The organism is Bacillus sp. EKM501B, from assembly GCF_011800505.1.
In the GTDB taxonomy this organism is placed as follows: Bacteria; Bacillota; Bacilli; order Bacillales; family Bacillaceae_G; genus Bacillus_A; species Bacillus_A cereus.
Map to the genome: position 1 here is coordinate 1 of NZ_JAALFZ010000034.1, position 18,972 is coordinate 18,972.

Genomic DNA, 18,972 nt, shown 5'->3' on the forward strand with positions numbered 1-18,972 from the left:
TTAAAAATGGCCTCTTCTTCTCCTGGGTTTCCTCCGGTTCCGTTGTCTGTTCCCGTTCCGCCTCCTGGGTTTCCTCCGGTTCCGTTATCTTTCCCCGTTCCGCCTCCTGGGTTTCCTCCAGTTCCGTTATCTTTCCCTGTTGTGTTTTCCATTTTTTTAATAATAGGGTTTTTAGCACTGTGTACTAACGGCATTATGCCATACTGTGATTTATGAACCACATTTTCCACCTTGCTATTTTCCGTTTGTGTTCCTTTATCTTCTTTGTTAGGTTTTTCTTTTTCAGGACTAGTTTCTTTTTTATGAGTCCCACTCAATTCCCACTGCCACATTACAGGAGAGAAAACATCTATATTGATGTTTGGATCTTTTAACTTCACATGCAGATCAATCTTTATATCCCCTTCATTACGAGGAGCTATTGTAATTTCTCCTGCTTCGCTTTGAAGAAAATCACTTGTACGATCCTCACCATCAATATGTAAGAATCCTGTACTTCCATCTAGTTTAAATTCTTCTGGAATCTTTATCTTCAAAATTTGCGGAGATTCCATTTTAATTACTTTCGCAGTATCACTAAATGTAATTCCCTCTGTATAAAGTCTATCCTTTACTTCTTTAATAGCGTTTCCTAAAGATATTTTATTTACAGGATCATAATAAAAATTATTTTCTTTATTATATTTTTTTGTAAATTGAATTACATTTTGCAGTTGTAATTTCGTTGTATCTGGCAAATCACTTTGACCGATTTCTTCCATGTTTAAACTAGGTAATTTCGCAATTAAATTCTCGATTTGTTTCTTTATTCGAGCATCTGGTTGTTTCATTAATGTATTTATGAAGATTTCTTGCTTTCCATCATTCGACATAGATTGCTTTAACTTCTTAATTACCGTCTCTTGAATATCACTTTCTAACTTTCCTGCAAGTTCTGTATCATATTCAGATACTTGTTTTTTTACATCTGCTAAATATTTTTGAATCGCTGCAGCATCAGTTAAAATATTTGGTTCTTTCTCTGAAAACGTAAATTGATTTGAAATACTTTTATTAGCTGATTCCAATGCACTTAATTGCTTTAAAGCATCGCCTGTATTCATATCATTCATATATTGATTGAATTGATTTGTGAAATTATTCGCTAACAAATTGTTATCAGTTTGCATTTTTTGAAAGTTATTAAAACCATCTAAGTACGTACTGTTAGATTTATTCCCTTCATCTAACGCTTGACCGAAACCTTTTAAAACATCCTGAAATCCTTTGAAACTATTAACAGAAACACCTGTATAATCTTGTACTGTTTTAAATTGATTTGTGTAATTTGCTAACGGACTATGTATATCTTTTTTATACATAGTTGTTTGAACGTTTCCTTTTTCAATTATTTTACCTATATTATCTTGTGCACCTTGTAGCTTACCGATAATACTCGCAAAATAAACGTCGATTATTTGCTTATTGAAATCTTCTAAAATAACAGAAGCTGTATTTTCTGCCTCAGCTTTCAAATCCTTATTCCCAGTTGCATTTACTTTGTAGTTTAACGTTAATTTCTCCGGAATCTCTGAATCAATCGCAACTGCTTTCCTAGAAAAATCATTTGGAATAACAATCATCATATTGTAATTATTATTTTTCAATCCATTTTCTGCTACCCCGCGACTAACTACGTACCATTCTTGTTTCGTATTTTTATTTACATTTTTAACAAATTGATCTCCAAATGCTATTTTATTGCCCTCAAATACAGTGCCCTGATCTTCATTTACCAACGCAACTGTCATTTTTGGTGTAGTATTCTCATTAGCTTTCTTAACATTTTGATTTAATGCTAAATAGGAGACCCCTGTCGATAGTACAAGAGCTAAAATAATAAACAACAAGATGCTCCATTTGAACTTTTTCACTACTTATCACTCCTGCGACTGCGAGTCTATCTGATGAAAGACTTCGTATCTTACTCTAGTTTTAAAGTAATTTAGCCATACAACGTATGGTTGCATGGCTAAATTATATATTTCTTTTTATCTGTCTTATTGTAGACCGAAATTACGAGAAAGATCTTCGTCATGTCTAGCAACAGCTTCTGCAGTTTTATTAAGCTGCATATTAATTTCTTGTAATAGCTGTGCGAAGTTTTGTACTTTTGGCTTTAATTGATTGAACTGTTGGTCAAAACCTTCGAAAGCACGACCTTCCCATTCTCCTCTTAATTCATTTTGTAAGTTTTGTAGTTGACGTAAAATGTCCTCAATTTGATTTGCACCTTGTCCATATCGAGTCGCTTTCGATTTAAGCTCCTCTGGTGACATACGAATTTGTCCTGCCATTATTAAATCCCCCTTAAAATTAAAAAATAGTAAAATTAACCAATAATCAATTCTACAAATTGATTATATCAATAATTTAAAAATTTCTAAACAAAAAAATGATATTTTTCCAAAATTTCTCTTTTACTATAATAACGATATATTGTATAATACTAATTTATTTGTTTTTTAAGCACACTCTATAAATCTACTATAAAATAAAGGCAAGCCATCTATTTTATACTTATTCGCTTTAAATTCCAGCGATAAAGTAGCCACTAAATCATTATTTTCTCTTCTCTCATTCAGACTATTCTACTCACTTCAAAGTCATAATTACCTGCCTTTCAACAAACCCAAACTCTTCGTACATCTCTTTTGCAAAATTCCCAGCAAATACATTCAACCGAATTTCTAAATACTTCTCCTTTAATTCCTTAATACCAGCTTCCATCAGTTCTCGCGATAATCCTCTCCCGCGATATTCTGGGAAAACGTACAATTCATATATAAATCCAAGTTTTTCACGAGAAAAATAGTCTGTATTTTCCCCTATTAATATCCATCCCATTACTTTATTTTTTTCTTTAACGATTAAATAGTATGCTCCTTTTTCTACAATCGGCTTTGTAATTTCAATCGCTTTCTCGGTACTTAATTGACAATTGCCTCTCGTCCCTTCAAAAAGCGATTGAGCCGCACATTTTAATATTTCATTGGTATCTTCTTGATTCGCCTTAATTATCATTTTTACAACTCCCCTTGAATAATAGGCATTGCTATCGCTTGTTCAAGATTCTCCGCTTCCATAACAATTGCTGTTAATCCGTGTTCTGTACTTGTTTCATGGAGCTCTCCCTTTTCCCAAAACACAGCTTGTCCCGCCTCTATATTTATCTTTTCTTTATTTACCCCACATACATATCCTGCTCCTTTCACAATAAGAAGCAGTTGAGATACAACTGCTTCTTGATTACCGATGATTCCATTCTCGTGTAAATGCATAGCACCGATATGTATATTCCCTCGATGGTTTAATATTTTCGACATGATGAAATTAGATTGAAATACTGATAGGTGCTTTCCTACTTTTTCACTAAAATCAAAAATTTTCATTACTAGTCCTCCTTATACGTATAAAACCATCCTTACTGTCTGCATCATATGTCCTTCAAAGTCTTCTTCAAATTGCTCTAATTCAGCAAAACCTTTCGCTTCATAAAAGCGTTTTCCTTTTTCATTTGCAGCTTCTACATGTATGTACAACTTCCGTATCCCATTTAATGCTTTAATTCCTTTTTGTAATAAAGCACTTCCGATCCCTTTTCCTTGCTGATCTGGTAACAAATAAATCGCACCTAATTCCGCTTCATTTTGTAGTCTAACAGGTGAAAAGTTCGCAAACCCTATCACTTCTCCTTCTTCTTCCGCAACGAATAAATGCGTATTTTTAAGACGATATTTCATTTTTTCATCAGAATATGCCTCGTCTAAAAAACTGTCTTGAATTTCTCTTGGAATAATGCCTTCATATGTATCATGCCAAGCTATTTTTGCTACTGATTGTACAGCATGAATATCTTCTTGCTTCATTTCTCTAATTATATATGTCATCTCGATGTCTCCATTCTCTTTAAATTATATTCTGCTAATATACTAGAAGAAATGGCAGAACCATTTTCATAATTCACCTTAATTAATTTTAATTTCTCAATTGAAGCTGTTACAAAATCAAACTTTCCATAAATATATTCCATTACACTTAAAAACTGCTTTGTATGTAATCTATTTGCAATTGTACAATGCGGAACCCATTTTCCCGGTACGTAATATGAATTTGGGTTGTCATGAAAAGTTTTAAAATAATCATGATAAGAATGATGAAGTTTTAACAATTCATTGGTAACAGTCGGCGCTAGAAAGACCGTTCCATTAGTAGGAAAAATTCCAACAGAAGGAAAAGTTACTGCATCCATATTTTCTTGAATAGCTACAAACTCCCCTAGTTTCTCAGTATACAAATGAACATCTAACTCATTATAATCAGCTAACGTAATATGAGGTTCTACTCCAGCTAGTTGATTTGTTCCAATTACATTTGTTAATTCATTTTGCAGTTCTGTAATTTTATTAGTAAACACACGATCAAATGTAGCAATAATAGCGTACAATCTTTCTCACCCCTTCGTTACACATAGCGCTTCCCATTCTTCACGAATCATGCCCATTCGAATAGAATCATAGTATGTTCCGTTATAATAACGACACTTTCGCATTCTACCTTCTAAGCTCATTCCTATTTTCTCCGCTACTTTCATCATTCGTTCATTACCAGACCAAGTCGTGAGCCCTACTCTACCAATTTCCATCTTTTCAAATAATAAATCTCGATATAACGTTAACGCTTCTGTACCGTAGCCACCATTCCAGTAAGTTGGATTATAAATAACAATTCCCATCTCCAACCAACGCGTCGGTTTATGCTCCCAATAAAATCCGACCGTCCCTATAATTTGACCGTTATTTTCTATAATTAAATTTGACAGTGGTTCTTCTTGCAAACGAGTTTGCATCTTCTCTTTATAGGAAGAGTATTCTTGCATTGAAAACGGAAAATACGGTGCATCCCATTTTTTCCATTCTGGATTTTCTTCTTTAAACACGAGATTCCATAATGTTTTTATATCTGATTCTTCTATTGTACGAATTGTAACTTTCTTCCCCATTAATACAACGTTTTGCATAATTCCCTCCTGCATTCCTCTTTATTTCATATATAATTATAATATTTTTTCAGAAAAATCAAAACTAATATCGTTTATTATATTGTATAATTTTGTTATTAGATACCAATTATTGATTTAGAAAGCTGGTGATTCAGTGAAGAATCGATTTAGTATTGCTTTATTTCTCACTATTGTTACGACAAATATTATTCTATATTTCTTCTTACCATCAAATATTGTTACGAAATGGAACTTTAATGGAACGCCTACATCAACAATGGATAAAAGCACTTTTGTAATCGTAAATATAATTATATGTTCCTTCTTATTCTTTGTATTTTTAGCTTTATCTAAAGCAGCGAGTAACCAGAAATTTCTCCATTGGATCGGCAACACAATGTTACTATTCTTATTTTTTGTCGATATTGTCATCGCCCTCATCGCTCTTGGCTTTTCACTTCCTCTTGATCATTTCATATTTTTAGCATTAGGGCTTTTATTTATATTAATAGGTTATTTCAGTTCCAAAATTGATACGACTAAATCAACCGTTTCATTAGAATGGAATGATAAGCACCTTGAAAAAAGAGCTTCAAATATTAGTAGTATTTCAATGATGATAGCAGGTATTTTTTTAGCGATACTTCCTTTTATCGTTTCTGCTCCCTATAGAGGTTATGCTATACTAGCAATTCTTTTAGGAATGACGCTTATCATTCTGCCGAGTACGATTTATTTACTTATTAAAGACAGCAAGCAATCTACTCCTTTAAAAAAATAGGAGGTTATATCCCTCCTATTTCAGCTTAATGTTTTATTTTTCACTTTTTCTATCTCAACTAAAATCCCTTTCTCTATCCAACCCTCTACGCCATCTTTTTTAATTAAATCATATCCTGAACAGCTATCATCAATGAGAGAAACGATATCTCCCTTCCTAACGCTTATTTGCGCACAAGAAATATCAGTTTTCACTGTATATTCACCTGACTTAAGTTGTTTCATATATTCATTTTTTACAGTGAGCACATTATTCGTTTCCTTTTGTTTACATACGGTGTAATCTTGCATCTTCTCGATAGGCTCTATGTAATAATACGGATATGTCACTCCGCCCTGCATTTCTGAATTCGCATTAAAATCCGCTATTACTTCGTACGCTGGAAAATAGTCTACATATGTATAAGAAAACGTATCGTCCGTTTGTTTCCTCTGAATAATAAGTACGTTTAATTGCCCTGCTTCTTTAATTGCATTTCCTCCATCAATTGCAATAATTTTTTTCTCCTTATCAATAACTGGATTATTAGACGGTGCTTCTTCAGAATAGTTCACGACAGGCCAATGACCGACTATTACATACTTATTTGCTTTATGTGATTGATTGAAAAACTCCGGCATTGCTATCGCATTTTTGCGCTCAGTTTCTTTCCAATCTACTCTATCTTCTAGACCGGCATGCACAAAAATATAATCTTCTGTTTCAATCGCTGTTGGCAACTCTGTTAGCCAATATAGTTCTTGTGAAAATTCACTTAACAATGCTTCTTTCACTTCACGAATTGAAGTGCCCTCATGAACTGAAAAACCCAATTGCTCTAGCCATTCATTAAAAATTGAATGCTTCCTCGTACATAAATAATTAATAAGACCAGGATTTTCATTTAGAAGAGCATCAACTAAAACTTCACAATTCCCTTCAACAACGTGAACCTTTGAATTGTTCTTTACAAGATTCATAACGTAGTTTACTACGCCTACGCTATCTCGTCCTTTCTCGCAAAGATCTCCATTAATAATTAAATAATCTTCATCTTTAAAGTTAACTTTATGTAGTGCTTCTTTTAAAAGATTTAATTCTCCATGAATATCAGATATGACAATAACTCTAGCATCATTAGGGATTGATAGTTTCTTTATTTTTTTCAAGTATAAGCGCTCCAATCATTCTCTTTATTAAATTAAAACAATTCGACAAAATACACTATATAACCTTTTCAAATACATATACCATAACTTACAACCTATTTACGGTTCAATAATAACTTAATAAATAAGAAGAAGTTGTTCCCAACTTTTGCGGGACAACTTCTTCTTATTATTATTTATAATTCTTTATGAAAAGAATAACTCACCTTATCATACCCTTCTCTTTCATAAAAACGATGAGCATCAATTCTTGAAAATGCTGACGTGAGGACGATAGACTCACATTCGTTTTCCTTTCCCCAGTTCTCTATATACGAAAGTAATACTTTCCCATGTCTTTTTGAACGATGTGCTTCTGCTGTTACAAGGTCATATACGAAAACGTGTTTCTTATTATAAAAGTTCGTACAAATTGCTACACCTGCAAGACTAACAACTTCATCATTCTCATTACACAGCGAAAATAGTTTATAATCTTCTTCTTTCATTTTTCGAAATAAAGAGCTTGTTTCCTCTTTTGAAAGTTTCGTTCTTAATTGCTGTAAAACAGGTAATACTTCATGTAATTGCTCTTCTGTTACTACTTCTTTAACATTCATTTTTAACTCTCCTCTAACTATTTATTTAATTTTCTAAATATTATATCATTATTATAGAAAGTAACTGCCCTTCACTTAAGTGACAGTTTAAGTGTTTTTTATAAGGCCAGTTTTAAAGGAGAGTTTTATATGGATTTTACTATCCCATTGCAATTACAAAGTAACACACCTATTTACTTGCAAATTTACGAATATATTAAAGCTGAAATTATACAAGGGACTATTTCTGTCGGCACACGTCTACCCTCACACAGAAATTTAGCATCACAACTTAATATTAGCCGCATTACTGTTGAATCAGCTTATCAACAATTATTAGCTGAAGGTTATGCAGAAAGTAAACCGAAACGTGGTATTTTTGTAGCAAATTTCGATATTGACGTTATCCCAAATAAAAAGCCAAATGCAGCAAAGAAGACGAGCAATTTGATAGACGAAAAATTTGAATATGATTGTAGCCAAGGACTTATTGATCAAAATACATTTCCGATTACAAATTGGAAACGAGCATTACAAGAATCCATACTTACATACGAAAATGCACTATTTGCCAAAGAAGACCCTCAAGGTGAATTCGCTCTTCGAGAGCATATATCAACATATTTATATCATTCTCGCGGTGTCCATTCTTCACCTGATCAAATTGTGATTGGCGCCGGAACGCAGCCACTTCTCTGGCTACTACTTCAACTGCTTGGCCCTACAAAAGAATACGGCATTGAAAACCCTGGATTTCACCGTATACACGCAATCATTAAAAGCTGTGATAGACAAATTCATCCCATACCATTGGATGAAAAAGGGATTGATATTTCTAGTTTATACAATACAAATTCCAATGTCGCATACGTTACACCATCACACCAATTTCCACTCGGGATTATTATGCCTTTATCTAGAAGATTAGAATTGTTAAAGTGGGCTAATGATTGCAGCGGATACATTATTGAAGATGACTATGACGGAGAGTTTCGCTACGCTGGTAAGCCGATTCCTTCTTTACAAAGTCTTGATTCAAATGAACGCGTTATTTATATGGGGACTTTCTCAAAATCTTTTTTACCTTCTTTACGAATGGGATATGTTGTTTTACCACCACACCTTTTAAAAACATATCAAGAACTGCATGGAATTTTCAAACAAACAGTCGCTACAATACAACAACTTGCTTTTGCTAACTTTATACAAAGCGGGAATTGGGAACGTCACCTTAATCGGAGTCGTACACTATATAAAAGAAAACATCATGCGTTAGTAAAATCCATTATGAAAGAAATGGGGGCTAATGTTCAAATTCTTGGTGAACAGTCCGGACTTCATATTGTTTTATGTGTCCATAACAGTATGAATGAAAATGAACTGATTGAATCCGCTAAAAAACAAAGCGTTAAATTATACCCACTTTCTCCATATGATTTCGTGAATGATTTACGTAAGGAATCATACGTATTACTCGGCTTTGGTAGTATTCCAGAAAATAAAATTGAAACGTTGGCTACATTATTAAAAGACGCTTGGTTTCCTAGTTGCAAGGAAACTTTTTAACAGTGGATTTAACTTGTAACATGTTAACAATTCAACAAAATAAAAAAGAAGGCTGTTCCAAAATAACTTTTTGGACAGCCTTCTTCTAGTTATTCACCTGACCTAGCTTTCCTTCCCGGACGTTTCACACCAGTCGTTTCTGTTGAATAGGAAGCTTCGATTATAGCGGCTGGATCTACAGAGAGAACGAGATCTTTCATTTTCGGATAAATGAATCGGTTTGTAATGCAATAAATGATTCTCTTATGCTCCCCTAAAAAACCACCTTCTCCATGTAGATACGTAACAGATAGTTGCAATTCTTTCATAAGTAAATCGCCTATTTCTTTATTCTTACCAGAAATAATCATAACGCTCTTACCTTGATTAATACCATCTAATATAAAATCAATCATCTTCGTAACAATATAGAAAATTGCTAATGAGAACATCGCTTGTTCGATTGAAAATAAAATGGCAACAAAGATGAAAATAACTGCATTTACTGCAAGTAAAAATGTACTAATCGGTACATTAAAGTGTTTATTCATCCAAACTGCTAACATTTCCGAACCGTCAATTGCTCCACCCATTTTAACAACAATCCCAACACCAATTCCAAACAGTACTCCACCATAAAGTACAATTAATAACTCAGAAGTCGTAATTGCTGGAAATGGTTTTAAATAAATTAATCCGAGTGTTGTAACTACATTCGCATAAGATGTACGGATAAAAAATTTCTTTCCCATTACTTTTGCAGTAAATAATAAAATTGGGATATTAATTCCTAAGAACACACCATAAAGCGGCAATCCTGCGACTTTATTTGCCATAATAGCAATAGCCGTTACCCCGCCATCTACTAATCCATTAGGTGCTAAAATAAGCTCTAATGAACCTGCTACTATAATTGAGCCAATTGTTAATAATACGTATTCAAATACTTTCTTCATTCATTACCCCCAAAACTTATATATTTTCTTAGTATTATTTTAACGTAATTTGACTACTAATTCAAAGGTATCGATTTATATACACAAAAGTTTCTCCTTTATCGCTATTTTTATGTAACACATGTAACGCGTAATACTAAAAACACACTTACAAATTAAAAGTAAGTGTGTTTTTAACATCTATTTAATCTTTACGTACGGCTTCATTTTTAATTTGAATATTTCCTCAACTGCCCTTTGATATCCACCGGCATTTCTAAGCGACTCTCCCACTTTACGACTATTCTCCTTAAACGTCACATCATCCATTACTTTCTTTACAGTCTCACGTAACAATTCAGAAGTTAACTCGTTGCGATTAAGTCTTATTCCTGCCCCTACTTCAGTCAATCGTTTTGCAACGAATGGCTGATCTCCTGTTACCGGAATTACAACTAATGGAACACCGTAATATAACGCTTCACTCGAACTATTCATACCACCATGTGTCACGAATACATCAGCATGCTGTAAAACTTCTAATTGCGGGACATAATTATACAACTTAAAGTTTTTCGGGATATTTTCAAATTGACTTATATTTATCTTCTTACCAACGACTAATACGACTGTCGCATCAACATCTTTAAACGCTTCAAAACATTTTTCATACAAAGCAGGTTGTTCATTAAAAACTGTTCCCATAGAAATGAAAATCACTTTTTCATTTTTTAAATCTTCGGTAGGAAAACTCCCCACTTCTTTTCGAGTAGCAATTGATGGACCTACAAATTTATACGATTCATCAAATACCTCTGAACGTGGCTGATATTCTTTTGAAGTATATACAATCGTAATATCACCAGGATGGTTCATAATATCATACATACTATTACATTTCATTCCATACTGCTTATTCCATCTTTCCATTCCCGCTAAACAAGATTGATATAATGGATCCATTTCATCTACTTGTCTCGATTCTTGCCCATCATGAAAATTAATGTACTGATTAACAGCAAACGTTGTACAGGATGAAACGCTTGGTAATTGTAAAATATTCGCTATAATACGTCCTACTGGAAAATGATTATCATATATTAAATAATCGTATTTTTCCTCTTTTGTTTCTTCTACAATTTGAGTAACAATACGCTCTGATGCTTCAATCATATGAGATAGCATCGTCAAAGGGCTCCCACCTTCATTTACTCGTTCCATAATATTAATTTGAGAGAGAAAATTCTCAAACACTCGGAATTCCGCACCTGTTGCTTCAACCTTCTTTCTATAATCTTCAATACAATAAGAAACAACTGTTTCCCCTCGCTGAATTAACTCACTTACAATAGCTAAAGTCGGATTAATATGACCTTCCCCAGGAAAATTTATTACGAGTACATTTGCCATAACATTCTCTCCTATCCAATTAATATAATAAAATTAACAATTAATTATATTAATTAATTTAAGTCTATTATAAATGAATGCATTCTACTTCTTCATGCTTTTCTCTTCATTTTATTATTGAGAAATATTTTCTATAGTCTACATTATTGTGATTCACAATCTTATAAATCAATGCTTAATTTTACTTTTACTCTTCATAGATTTAAAGATACGAGTCTTACATTCAAGTATTACCACCATTATTTTTAGACAATTCATACAAAAATAGAGAAATATAATATTTTTAATGAGTTTTCACTATAAATGTAAGTATGCTGTCTATCTTTTTATCTTTATCCTCATAACACATCATCTGTTATATAATGAATTTATGGAATTTACAGAAAAAGGAGTCTTTTCATGTTACAACAACTATTCAATTCACCTATTCTATCCGTTCAAGCCTTGCACCCAGGTTATGAAGATCATGCAAGTGATGTTTTTCTCGTTCAAACAGAAGATACAGAAGTTATCGTTCGTGCTTCTAAAATGAATGAAGAACCAAATAATGATTTTTGGTGGGGATGTAAAAATCTATTTGGAATTGATCCAAGGAACGTCCATCATTTAGAAACTGTACATACATTGCTGCAAGAACATACGAATCTTCCTATCCCAACAATATTAGAAAAACATGTTTTAAATAGCCGTGAATTTGTGGTGGTCGAAAAGTTAGTAGGTAACACAGTTCAATCTTTTATCGAGCAACCAGATTCTATTTTATTCAGCCTAGGAAAAGGACTTGCAGAAATACATAAATTTAAAGCCGATTTCATAGGAAATCCGTCAGGCACGTTCCAAGTTCCACTAGATGAATTCCAATCACATATTTTAAACGTGAGTAAAGAGCTTGTGAATATGTTTTATTCCGATGATGAAAGCATAAAAAATGCATTCCCTACCTTTGAATCACAACTTTCTTCCCTGTCCGTACCAAAGGAATCTACACTCGTCTTAATTGATATGGATCCTACTCAATTTTTATCTGACGGTACAACTATTACGGGTTTAGTAGATAGTGAAGCTTACGCTGTTGCTCCGCGAGAACTTGATTTTATCGGACTAGAATATGTACTTACCGAAAAAGAAGCACATGCCTTTAAAAGTGGTTACGAAACAATTATGTCTATTCCTCACTTAGAAGAATATAGACAGCCTTATCGTTATTTATACCGACTGTTATCTGTGCAAGGTAATGTGGAATTAAAAAAATGGTTAAGTCACCCATCCTATTTTTAAATACGAATGAGAGGGAATATACAATGGATATTCAGAAAAAGCGTTCTGTAACAGAAAGTGAAATACAGCAAATGAAGGATTTGGCTTATATTTGTGGGCAACAAGACAATCTTGATTACTCTTCAGATTTACATATCAACTTTTTAAAAAATCGAAATGAAGATTATATAAACGATTTTCTTCTTTATAACGGTACTCAATTAATTGGCGCTTTAAATATGTATGATTTCGAAAGACCAACAAAGCTTGAACTAATAGGCTTTGTACATCCTCATTTTAGAAAACAACGTTTCGGAACTATCCTTTTACAAACTGCAATGAAAGAAATACAAAATAGAGAGACAGATGAAGCTCTTCTTATTATTAATGGGGATTCTATTTCTGGGAATGAATTTGTAAAACATATGAAGTTACCATATTTATATAGTGAATATAGTATGGAGTGCAAAACAAACGAAATTCAAAAAACAACAGATAATAATATACAGCTTACTCTTGCACCTTCAGAATCACTTCTTGATCTTATTAAAATTTCTAGTAAAGCTTTTGGTGATTCAGTAGAAAATACGACTACATGGTTACAAAAAATGATGAATTCATCTTCCCATCAAGTTTACAGTGCCCTTATTGCTGGAAAAGTGATAGGAACAATTACAGTTTCTAAACAAGAGCAATCTACTACACTATCAGGATTCGCCGTTCATCCTTCTTATCAAGGTAAAGGATACGGAAAAGATATTCTTTGTAATATAGTACATACCCTTATTACAGAAGGAGTTTCAACAATTGAATTAGACGTCGAAACGAAAAATATCCACGCTTTAAAACTATATACACAATGTGGTTTTGAAATTAAAACGAGGCATGACTATTATAATTTAATGAATTTTTAGGTGAATACATATGTTAACAAAACAATTTATTCTAATTATGATATTTTAGCAGACATCTATAATAAACATTGGGGACATTTTGTTGAATACTCCCATCCAGCCTCGTTTTACAAGATGCTCTTCCCTACTCTCGTATATTAGATCTTTGTTGCGGGACTGGTCATCTCTGCCGGTGATAGTTTAATTTAGTTGAACTAAAAAGTGTGTTTCACAAAGTTTACTCCGTATTACATAACGAGGGTATATTCGCATTTGATATGAATAAAAAAATAAAAAAACTGAATCGAAATGATTCAGTTTTTTCTTAATATATTTACAACTGCAGTTGTTTCGTCATTTTCTTTATAGACACGCGGAATTCTTCTATCTAGCATACATGTAACTTCATAGTTTATTGTACCTAACATATCCGCTATTTCTTCTACTGCGATATTTTCTTCACCTTGTTTACCGTAGAATACTACTTCGTCTCCTACTTGTACTGGCATCGCTTTTGAAACATCCAACATTAACTGATCCATACAAACACGGCCAATAACAGGTACTCGAACCCCGTTAATTAACGCATAGCCTTTATTAGATAATTGACGATTATAACCATCAGCATAACCAATTGGTACAGTCGCAATCCATTCTTCACCAGTTGTTACATACGTATTCCCATAACTTACACCACGATTCTTCTTCGCATGTTTAATATGAGCTACTTTTGATTTTAACGACAACGCAGGCTGTAAAGAAACGACTGAATGATCCACTTCTTTTGATGGATACATACCGTACACTCCTATTCCAACGCGTACCATATTTTGAAATGTGTTACTTAATTCCATTGATCCCGCACTATTTGAACTATGAATATATGGTATTTGAATTCCTAATTCTTTCGCTGTATTAACAGCCTTTTCAAATAAACTTGTTTGCATATTCGTATATGATTTATCGATTTCATCTGCCGTAGAGTAATGCGTAAATATCCCTACTACCTCTACATACTCCATACGGTTTAATTCTTCTAAAAATGGTTTAACTTCTTCTTCTTGTAAACCGATACGACTCATTCCTGTATCAATTTTCACTTGAATTTGTACTTTCTTTTGAAGACGGTTTGCAATTTCATTTATACCATGTAAATCTTCTACTCTATAAACAGTCATCATAACGTCATATTGAATTACATCTTCTACAGCCGCTACTGGTGTGTATCCTAAAATTAAAATTGGTACAGTAATTCCTGCTTCTCTTAATTCTATTGCTTCATCTACAAATGCAACTGCAAGTTGATGTATTCCCGCTTCAATTGCAGCTTTGGCAACTTCAACTGCCCCATGGCCATACCCATTCGCTTTTACAGCAGCCATCATCTTAATTTCTTCATCATTTACATGTTTTTTAAATTCTTTTACATTATGTTTTACAGCATTTAAGTCAATTTCTACAATTGTATCTCTTCCATATTTCAAACTCATTGGTCTAACTCCTAACTCAATAATTGCATTCCATTCTATTTCACGTTTCATATGACCTTTTACAATATAATACTTTTCATTATGCTAGTCAAACTACTAGAATTTTCGGAATTTTGAGTATGATATAATATCCTCAAGAAACTATTATATACGGAGACGAGGAGAATTACAATGTTTGTTCAATCTGCATTGCATCAACTAAAAGTTGCTATTGATACTTCTATTTATATGCTTAACCAATATAGTGAAAACGATTTAAAAATACAACCGATTCACTCAAAACGATCATTATTTGAAATGTGTGCACATCTTTCTCTTATTTGTCATGCTGATTTACTCATTTTAAATGGTATTTCAGAAAAAGAATTACATACCTTTTATATAGAACATACACCCGTAACAGTTGCTCACATGCAACAAACGATGATTGAAGGATACAACCTTCTCTCTAAAACATTTCTTTCCTACTCCCAAATAGAATTAGCAGAAGTTATGACTGCCTATTGGGGGATTTCTTATTCGCGCTTTGAATGGTTACTTGAAATCGTTGCACACTTTTATCATCATCGTGGACAAATTCATATTTTATTATGCGAGCATATGAAAGATCCTCGCATTCCTTTATTTGAGTGATTTTCCACTCATTCATTAATTAGCTACAAAACCAATAAAAAGTATCATTCCTAATAAAATAAATGTTTGAGCATAACCTCCTATTTTCATAAGATAAATAGAAATGATAGGTCCTATACTAGTACCTAAAAATAAAATAAAAGTATATTCCCCTTGCTTTCCCTCCTAATTGACCTCCAAGAGAAACTAAAGACGGAACGGATATAGCAATACCTATTACAAAACAGACACTCATCATTACAAGTAGAGATAGATCCGAAACAAAGCCCATTGAACTTAGACTAAAAATAACAATCAACAATCCTCCTTGAAGAACTTTCCTTACTTCAAACCTCTTTGTTAAAAGACCTGCAAGTGGTGACAGCAACATACCAAACAGCCCTGCTAAGCGAAAATAAAGGATTTGTTCTGCAGTTAAATTGTAAGTAGGAGAGCTCAAATAATTCCCTAAAACAGTATACATATTAACAAAAGCCATTATTAAAACAGGATTTTTCACACTGACTAACTATTAGTTTTAAATAATTCGCAACTTCTTTAAGGCATAAGAAATTCCGCCTTCACTCGCCTTCGTTGTAACGAAATCAGCCCTTCTCTTCAACTCCTCTCCACCATTTCCCATCGCAACTCCTAATCCTACATACTGCAACATCTCAATATCATTTCCACCATCGCCAAAAGCAATGGCTTCTAATTTACTAATGTTTAAATGTTCCAATACTTTTTGAATTGCAGTTAGCTTCGATACTTTACTATCTTCCAATACATTTATAACGTAACCATGAAAACGCTCAAACGTAAGTGCTGGATATCTTTCAATGAATTTTTGAGCTTCTGTATCATCAGCATACAGACATATGCAATACATCTCATCTGATAAGTTTCTAACTTTGTCAGGATACCGCTCTAAATTTAAAGTTTCATTTAACGCTCGCATGACACGTTCATCTTTGGAAGCAATATTATTCATTGCAAATTCTTCTGTAAAGTAAGAAACACTGTGACCATGTAATTCAGCAAAATTTGAAATATCATGAACGATTTCGCTTGAAAGTACTGATTTATGTATAACTTCTTTCCCACATTTTATATGTGCACCATTTGCTGAAATAAACGTATTTATACCTAGTTCCTTAAATTGTGAGCATAAACTATACGGTCTTCCAGTTGTAACAACTACGTGAATTCCTTTATCTATTAACCTTCGTATCGCTTCTTTTGTACTTTCGTGCATGCTTCTATCAATCTCACTTAATAACGTACCGTCAACATCGAAAAATACAACTTTGTACATAAGTCTTTACATCCCGTCCAAATGATTCGTATCATTAATGAAATGCACCGTTTTTTGTTCACCCTCAATTTCAATTAAACTTATTCCCGTATCTCCCATTTTGAAATAGTAGTCCATTGAAATTGGCATTTTGAAAAATGCACGTAATAGACTATTAATTACGCCTCCATGGGCAACAATTGCAATTCGATCATATGTATTCTCTATCATAATTTTAGAAAAGATTCCTTCTATTCTCATTCGAAACTCAATAAATGATTCTCCGTTTTCAAAACGGTCATGAAGAAACTTTGGCTCTGGATATTTCTTTGCTTCTTCAAATGATAAGCCTGCTTGCACTCCATTATTAAACTCCATTAATTCCTCTTCTAATTGAATTGGACAACCAATTGCTTCTGCTAATGTTTCACCCGTTTCGCGAGCGCGTTTTAATGTGCTTGCCCAAATGAAATCTGGCGCAAAATCTTTTTTCACTTTCTGTACAAGTCTTTGTACTTGTTGTCTCCCTTTGTCAGTTAACTCAAAATCAGCTCGACCTTCATGCACATGTAAAATATCAGCTTCTGATTCTCCGTGGCGTATTAGTAGTATTTGCATGTTTCTCTCTCCCTTTATTTAACATTCATAAAATTCCATTATATCACTTTTTAAGATTCGAAAATAAAAAAGGAACGGTCTCCCGTCCCTCATCCATTCACTTTTTCCGCATCATTCCAATAATATTTACTAAACGCTTCTGTTAACACATCAATTGTGTTATATAATTCATCTAACGTATTATCAACACCACCAACTTCAATTAACATCGCATTTTTCGATAAATCTTGATTATAAACGCCATTTCCATCTTTTTTATACTTTGGAAAAATCCCTCTACTTAATCCGTAGTAGTTTTCATCTAAATAACTATTGATGGCTCTTGCAATTTTTTCATTTTCAGCACGGCCTTCATTTTCCATCCCAATTATAAAATATAATCTTGCATACGATTTTCCGTTAATTACTTTTGTTGTTACTTTCTTACGCTGATCGTCACGGTGTATATCAATCGGAAACGCAATTTTATTATTTTGTGCTAATGCTTCTTTTACATATTCATGAGACGCTTTATATGACTGATACCATACCCACTTTTTACTCGCTAATAAATCACCCATATTCGTTTTATCATGAACTACCGGAATTCCTTGTCCTTCAAGTTGCTCTTTCATACGTTTCCCTAGTAAAGACACATTTACATCTGGGCTAGATGGATCAGTTGCCCCTGGTAATAATGGAAAGAAGGATTCCCAGCTATGTGTATGATAAATATATACTGCACTTTCACCTTTTTTCGCTCCGTTCTTTTTCTGAACCGGATTATTCTTTTCCGCTTCTGTAACTTTATCTTTTGCTATTTCCCGTTCTTTCGTTACTTCTTCAATCGGTACACTAGATTCATTTGGGATATTCGTCAAGTTTGTCCCTTCCCCAGCTACGATAATATTAGAATAATACTTTGACATACCAGGTACTTCTTTACCGACGAATGTTCTTAAATCTTTAATTTTCAAATCTGTCGCAATAGAGAACATTAAATTTCCAACTGACTCTCTTTTATTCTTCTTAAAATAATCAAATCCGTAATAGCGATTCTCACTTTCTATCATTTGAACAAAACCTTGCATCGATACTTTTCCAAACCATTGATTTGCATAATTTGATTTCATTGTATGTAAAAATGACGTCAAAATCGACGCTATCATAATTACTATTAGCGCATATAAAAGGAGTAACGAAATCAGTTTCTTCCCATGTATTCGAGTTGCATACTTTTTCACTGCATCACCTTCTTTATACATGGATATGTACAAGCTTTTCGGAATATACGCAAAAAAAAGAGAAATGGTATGGTATTATCCCCTATAGGTAGACAGTAAAAAAAGAGTCCATCTGATATGATGGACTCAATACTGTTTTATCTGGAG

Annotated in this window: 21 protein-coding genes and 1 pseudogene; 6 read left to right on the plus strand and 16 right to left on the minus strand. The window is 33.2% G+C overall.

Annotated features, from left to right (window positions below; translation table 11 throughout):
- The 7 genes from esaA to HFD78_RS28270 all read right to left on the minus strand — a co-directional run.
- Nucleotides 1–1,913 (minus strand): type VII secretion protein EsaA (gene esaA / locus HFD78_RS28240; protein WP_191968136.1); only part of this gene is annotated, 1,913 nt, incomplete at its 3' end.
- A 126-nt stretch (nucleotides 1,914–2,039) separates the two neighbouring features.
- Nucleotides 2,040–2,336: a WXG100 family type VII secretion target gene (locus HFD78_RS28245; RefSeq protein ID WP_000918601.1), complete on the minus strand. Its 297-nt coding sequence runs from the start codon at nucleotides 2,334–2,336 to the stop codon at nucleotides 2,040–2,042.
- 298 nt (nucleotides 2,337–2,634) lie between these two features.
- The gene (locus HFD78_RS28250; protein WP_000584232.1) at nucleotides 2,635–3,063 is read right to left on the minus strand and encodes a GNAT family N-acetyltransferase; all 429 of its coding nucleotides are present in this window, start codon (nucleotides 3,061–3,063) and stop codon (nucleotides 2,635–2,637) included.
- Between the two features lie 2 nt (nucleotides 3,064–3,065).
- A complete protein-coding gene (locus tag HFD78_RS28255) occupies nucleotides 3,066–3,431 on the minus strand; it encodes a hypothetical protein (RefSeq protein ID WP_000688079.1) in 366 nt (121 codons plus the stop codon).
- A gap of 12 nt (nucleotides 3,432–3,443) precedes the next feature.
- Nucleotides 3,444–3,929 carry a GNAT family N-acetyltransferase gene (locus tag HFD78_RS28260; RefSeq protein ID WP_000221048.1) on the minus strand — a complete coding sequence of 162 codons (486 nt, stop codon included), beginning with the start codon at nucleotides 3,927–3,929 and terminating at the stop codon, nucleotides 3,444–3,446.
- Nucleotides 3,926–4,486 (minus strand): 2'-5' RNA ligase family protein, encoded by a 561-nt coding sequence (locus HFD78_RS28265; RefSeq protein ID WP_000270893.1) that lies wholly within the window; start codon nucleotides 4,484–4,486, stop codon nucleotides 3,926–3,928. Before HFD78_RS28265 ends, HFD78_RS28260 begins: the two co-directional genes overlap by 4 nt.
- Nucleotides 4,487–4,492: 6 nt before the next feature.
- Complete coding sequence (locus HFD78_RS28270; RefSeq protein ID WP_001181863.1) at nucleotides 4,493–5,059, minus strand: GNAT family N-acetyltransferase; 567 nt, start codon at nucleotides 5,057–5,059, stop codon at nucleotides 4,493–4,495.
- Between the two features lie 136 nt (nucleotides 5,060–5,195).
- On the opposite strand from HFD78_RS28270, the gene HFD78_RS28275 reads away from it, so the two are divergent.
- A complete protein-coding gene (locus HFD78_RS28275; protein WP_033667944.1) occupies nucleotides 5,196–5,822 on the plus strand; it encodes a DUF1648 domain-containing protein in 627 nt (208 codons plus the stop codon).
- A gap of 20 nt (nucleotides 5,823–5,842) precedes the next feature.
- Here HFD78_RS28275 and HFD78_RS28280 read toward each other — a convergent pair whose 3' ends face one another.
- Together HFD78_RS28280 and HFD78_RS28285 are read right to left on the minus strand one after the other, a co-directional pair.
- Nucleotides 5,843–6,970: a metallophosphoesterase gene (locus HFD78_RS28280; protein ID WP_114160994.1), complete on the minus strand. Its 1,128-nt coding sequence runs from the start codon at nucleotides 6,968–6,970 to the stop codon at nucleotides 5,843–5,845.
- Nucleotides 6,971–7,146: 176 nt separating this feature from the next.
- Nucleotides 7,147–7,569, minus strand: a complete 423-nt coding sequence (locus tag HFD78_RS28285) for a GNAT family N-acetyltransferase (protein ID WP_001101115.1) — start codon at nucleotides 7,567–7,569, stop codon at nucleotides 7,147–7,149.
- A 129-nt stretch (nucleotides 7,570–7,698) separates the two neighbouring features.
- On the opposite strand from HFD78_RS28285, the gene pdxR reads away from it, so the two are divergent.
- A complete protein-coding gene (pdxR, locus tag HFD78_RS28290; protein ID WP_000348029.1) occupies nucleotides 7,699–9,114 on the plus strand; it encodes a MocR-like pyridoxine biosynthesis transcription factor PdxR in 1,416 nt (471 codons plus the stop codon).
- Between the two features lie 89 nt (nucleotides 9,115–9,203).
- On the opposite strand, the gene HFD78_RS28295 is transcribed toward pdxR, so the two are convergent.
- Nucleotides 9,204–10,049 carry a YitT family protein gene (locus tag HFD78_RS28295; RefSeq protein ID WP_000755125.1) on the minus strand — a complete coding sequence of 282 codons (846 nt, stop codon included), beginning with the start codon at nucleotides 10,047–10,049 and terminating at the stop codon, nucleotides 9,204–9,206.
- A 180-nt stretch (nucleotides 10,050–10,229) separates the two neighbouring features.
- A complete protein-coding gene (locus HFD78_RS28300) occupies nucleotides 10,230–11,438 on the minus strand; it encodes a macrolide family glycosyltransferase (RefSeq protein WP_000024467.1) in 1,209 nt (402 codons plus the stop codon).
- Nucleotides 11,439–11,837: 399 nt separating this feature from the next.
- On the opposite strand from HFD78_RS28300, the gene HFD78_RS28305 reads away from it, so the two are divergent.
- The 3 genes and pseudogenes from HFD78_RS28305 to HFD78_RS30190 all read left to right on the plus strand — a co-directional run.
- On the plus strand, nucleotides 11,838–12,716 hold the full coding sequence (locus HFD78_RS28305; RefSeq protein WP_000941374.1) for a nitrate reductase: 879 nt from the start codon (nucleotides 11,838–11,840) through the stop codon (nucleotides 12,714–12,716).
- A gap of 23 nt (nucleotides 12,717–12,739) precedes the next feature.
- Nucleotides 12,740–13,609, plus strand: a complete 870-nt coding sequence (locus HFD78_RS28310; protein WP_000354419.1) for a GNAT family N-acetyltransferase — start codon at nucleotides 12,740–12,742, stop codon at nucleotides 13,607–13,609.
- Nucleotides 13,610–13,782, plus strand: a pseudogene (locus HFD78_RS30190) (class I SAM-dependent methyltransferase); the annotation flags it as partial. It lies immediately after the preceding gene.
- Nucleotides 13,783–13,902: 120 nt separating this feature from the next.
- On the opposite strand, the gene alr reads toward HFD78_RS30190, so the two are convergent.
- The gene (gene alr / locus HFD78_RS28315; protein WP_002182683.1) at nucleotides 13,903–15,078 is read right to left on the minus strand and encodes an alanine racemase; all 1,176 of its coding nucleotides are present in this window, start codon (nucleotides 15,076–15,078) and stop codon (nucleotides 13,903–13,905) included.
- Nucleotides 15,079–15,249: 171 nt separating this feature from the next.
- On the opposite strand from alr, the gene HFD78_RS28320 reads away from it, so the two are divergent.
- A complete protein-coding gene (locus HFD78_RS28320; RefSeq protein ID WP_000498002.1) occupies nucleotides 15,250–15,711 on the plus strand; it encodes a DinB family protein in 462 nt (153 codons plus the stop codon).
- 118 nt (nucleotides 15,712–15,829) lie between these two features.
- Here the strand turns inward: HFD78_RS28320 and HFD78_RS28325 are convergent, their stop codons facing one another.
- From HFD78_RS28325 to spoIIP, 4 genes are all read right to left on the minus strand, one after another.
- Nucleotides 15,830–16,189: an MFS transporter gene (locus HFD78_RS28325; protein WP_003284084.1), complete on the minus strand. Its 360-nt coding sequence runs from the start codon at nucleotides 16,187–16,189 to the stop codon at nucleotides 15,830–15,832.
- Nucleotides 16,190–16,228: 39 nt separating this feature from the next.
- The gene (locus tag HFD78_RS28330) at nucleotides 16,229–17,005 is read right to left on the minus strand and encodes a Cof-type HAD-IIB family hydrolase (protein ID WP_000278964.1); all 777 of its coding nucleotides are present in this window, start codon (nucleotides 17,003–17,005) and stop codon (nucleotides 16,229–16,231) included.
- 6 nt (nucleotides 17,006–17,011) lie between these two features.
- Nucleotides 17,012–17,602, minus strand: a complete 591-nt coding sequence (locus HFD78_RS28335) for a histidine phosphatase family protein (RefSeq protein WP_001166436.1) — start codon at nucleotides 17,600–17,602, stop codon at nucleotides 17,012–17,014.
- An 89-nt stretch (nucleotides 17,603–17,691) separates the two neighbouring features.
- Nucleotides 17,692–18,846, minus strand: coding sequence for a stage II sporulation protein P (spoIIP, locus tag HFD78_RS28340; RefSeq protein WP_002025676.1), 1,155 nt, complete (start codon nucleotides 18,844–18,846; stop codon nucleotides 17,692–17,694).
- Between the last annotated feature and the right edge of the window lie 126 nt (nucleotides 18,847–18,972).

Coding starts and splice junctions, on each gene's coding strand:
- HFD78_RS28245 (WP_000918601.1), bottom strand. CDS start 2,336: ATGGCAGGACAAATTCGTATGTCACCAGAGGAGCTTAAATCGAAAGCG.
- HFD78_RS28250 (WP_000584232.1), bottom strand. CDS start 3,063: ATGATAATTAAGGCGAATCAAGAAGATACCAATGAAATATTAAAATGT.
- HFD78_RS28255 (WP_000688079.1), bottom strand. CDS start 3,431: ATGAAAATTTTTGATTTTAGTGAAAAAGTAGGAAAGCACCTATCAGTA.
- HFD78_RS28260 (WP_000221048.1), bottom strand. CDS start 3,929: ATGACATATATAATTAGAGAAATGAAGCAAGAAGATATTCATGCTGTA.
- HFD78_RS28270 (WP_001181863.1), bottom strand. CDS start 5,059: ATGCAAAACGTTGTATTAATGGGGAAGAAAGTTACAATTCGTACAATA.
- HFD78_RS28285 (WP_001101115.1), bottom strand. CDS start 7,569: ATGAATGTTAAAGAAGTAGTAACAGAAGAGCAATTACATGAAGTATTA.
- pdxR (WP_000348029.1), top strand. CDS start 7,699: ATGGATTTTACTATCCCATTGCAATTACAAAGTAACACACCTATTTAC.
- HFD78_RS28295 (WP_000755125.1), bottom strand. CDS start 10,049: ATGAAGAAAGTATTTGAATACGTATTATTAACAATTGGCTCAATTATA.
- HFD78_RS28300 (WP_000024467.1), bottom strand. CDS start 11,438: ATGGCAAATGTACTCGTAATAAATTTTCCTGGGGAAGGTCATATTAAT.
- HFD78_RS28305 (WP_000941374.1), top strand. CDS start 11,838: ATGTTACAACAACTATTCAATTCACCTATTCTATCCGTTCAAGCCTTG.
- HFD78_RS28310 (WP_000354419.1), top strand. CDS start 12,740: ATGGATATTCAGAAAAAGCGTTCTGTAACAGAAAGTGAAATACAGCAA.
- alr (WP_002182683.1), bottom strand. CDS start 15,078: ATGAGTTTGAAATATGGAAGAGATACAATTGTAGAAATTGACTTAAAT.
- HFD78_RS28320 (WP_000498002.1), top strand. CDS start 15,250: ATGTTTGTTCAATCTGCATTGCATCAACTAAAAGTTGCTATTGATACT.
- HFD78_RS28325 (WP_003284084.1), bottom strand. CDS start 16,189: ATGGCTTTTGTTAATATGTATACTGTTTTAGGGAATTATTTGAGCTCT.
- HFD78_RS28330 (WP_000278964.1), bottom strand. CDS start 17,005: ATGTACAAAGTTGTATTTTTCGATGTTGACGGTACGTTATTAAGTGAG.
- HFD78_RS28335 (WP_001166436.1), bottom strand. CDS start 17,602: ATGCAAATACTACTAATACGCCACGGAGAATCAGAAGCTGATATTTTA.
- spoIIP (WP_002025676.1), bottom strand. CDS start 18,846: ATGTATAAAGAAGGTGATGCAGTGAAAAAGTATGCAACTCGAATACAT.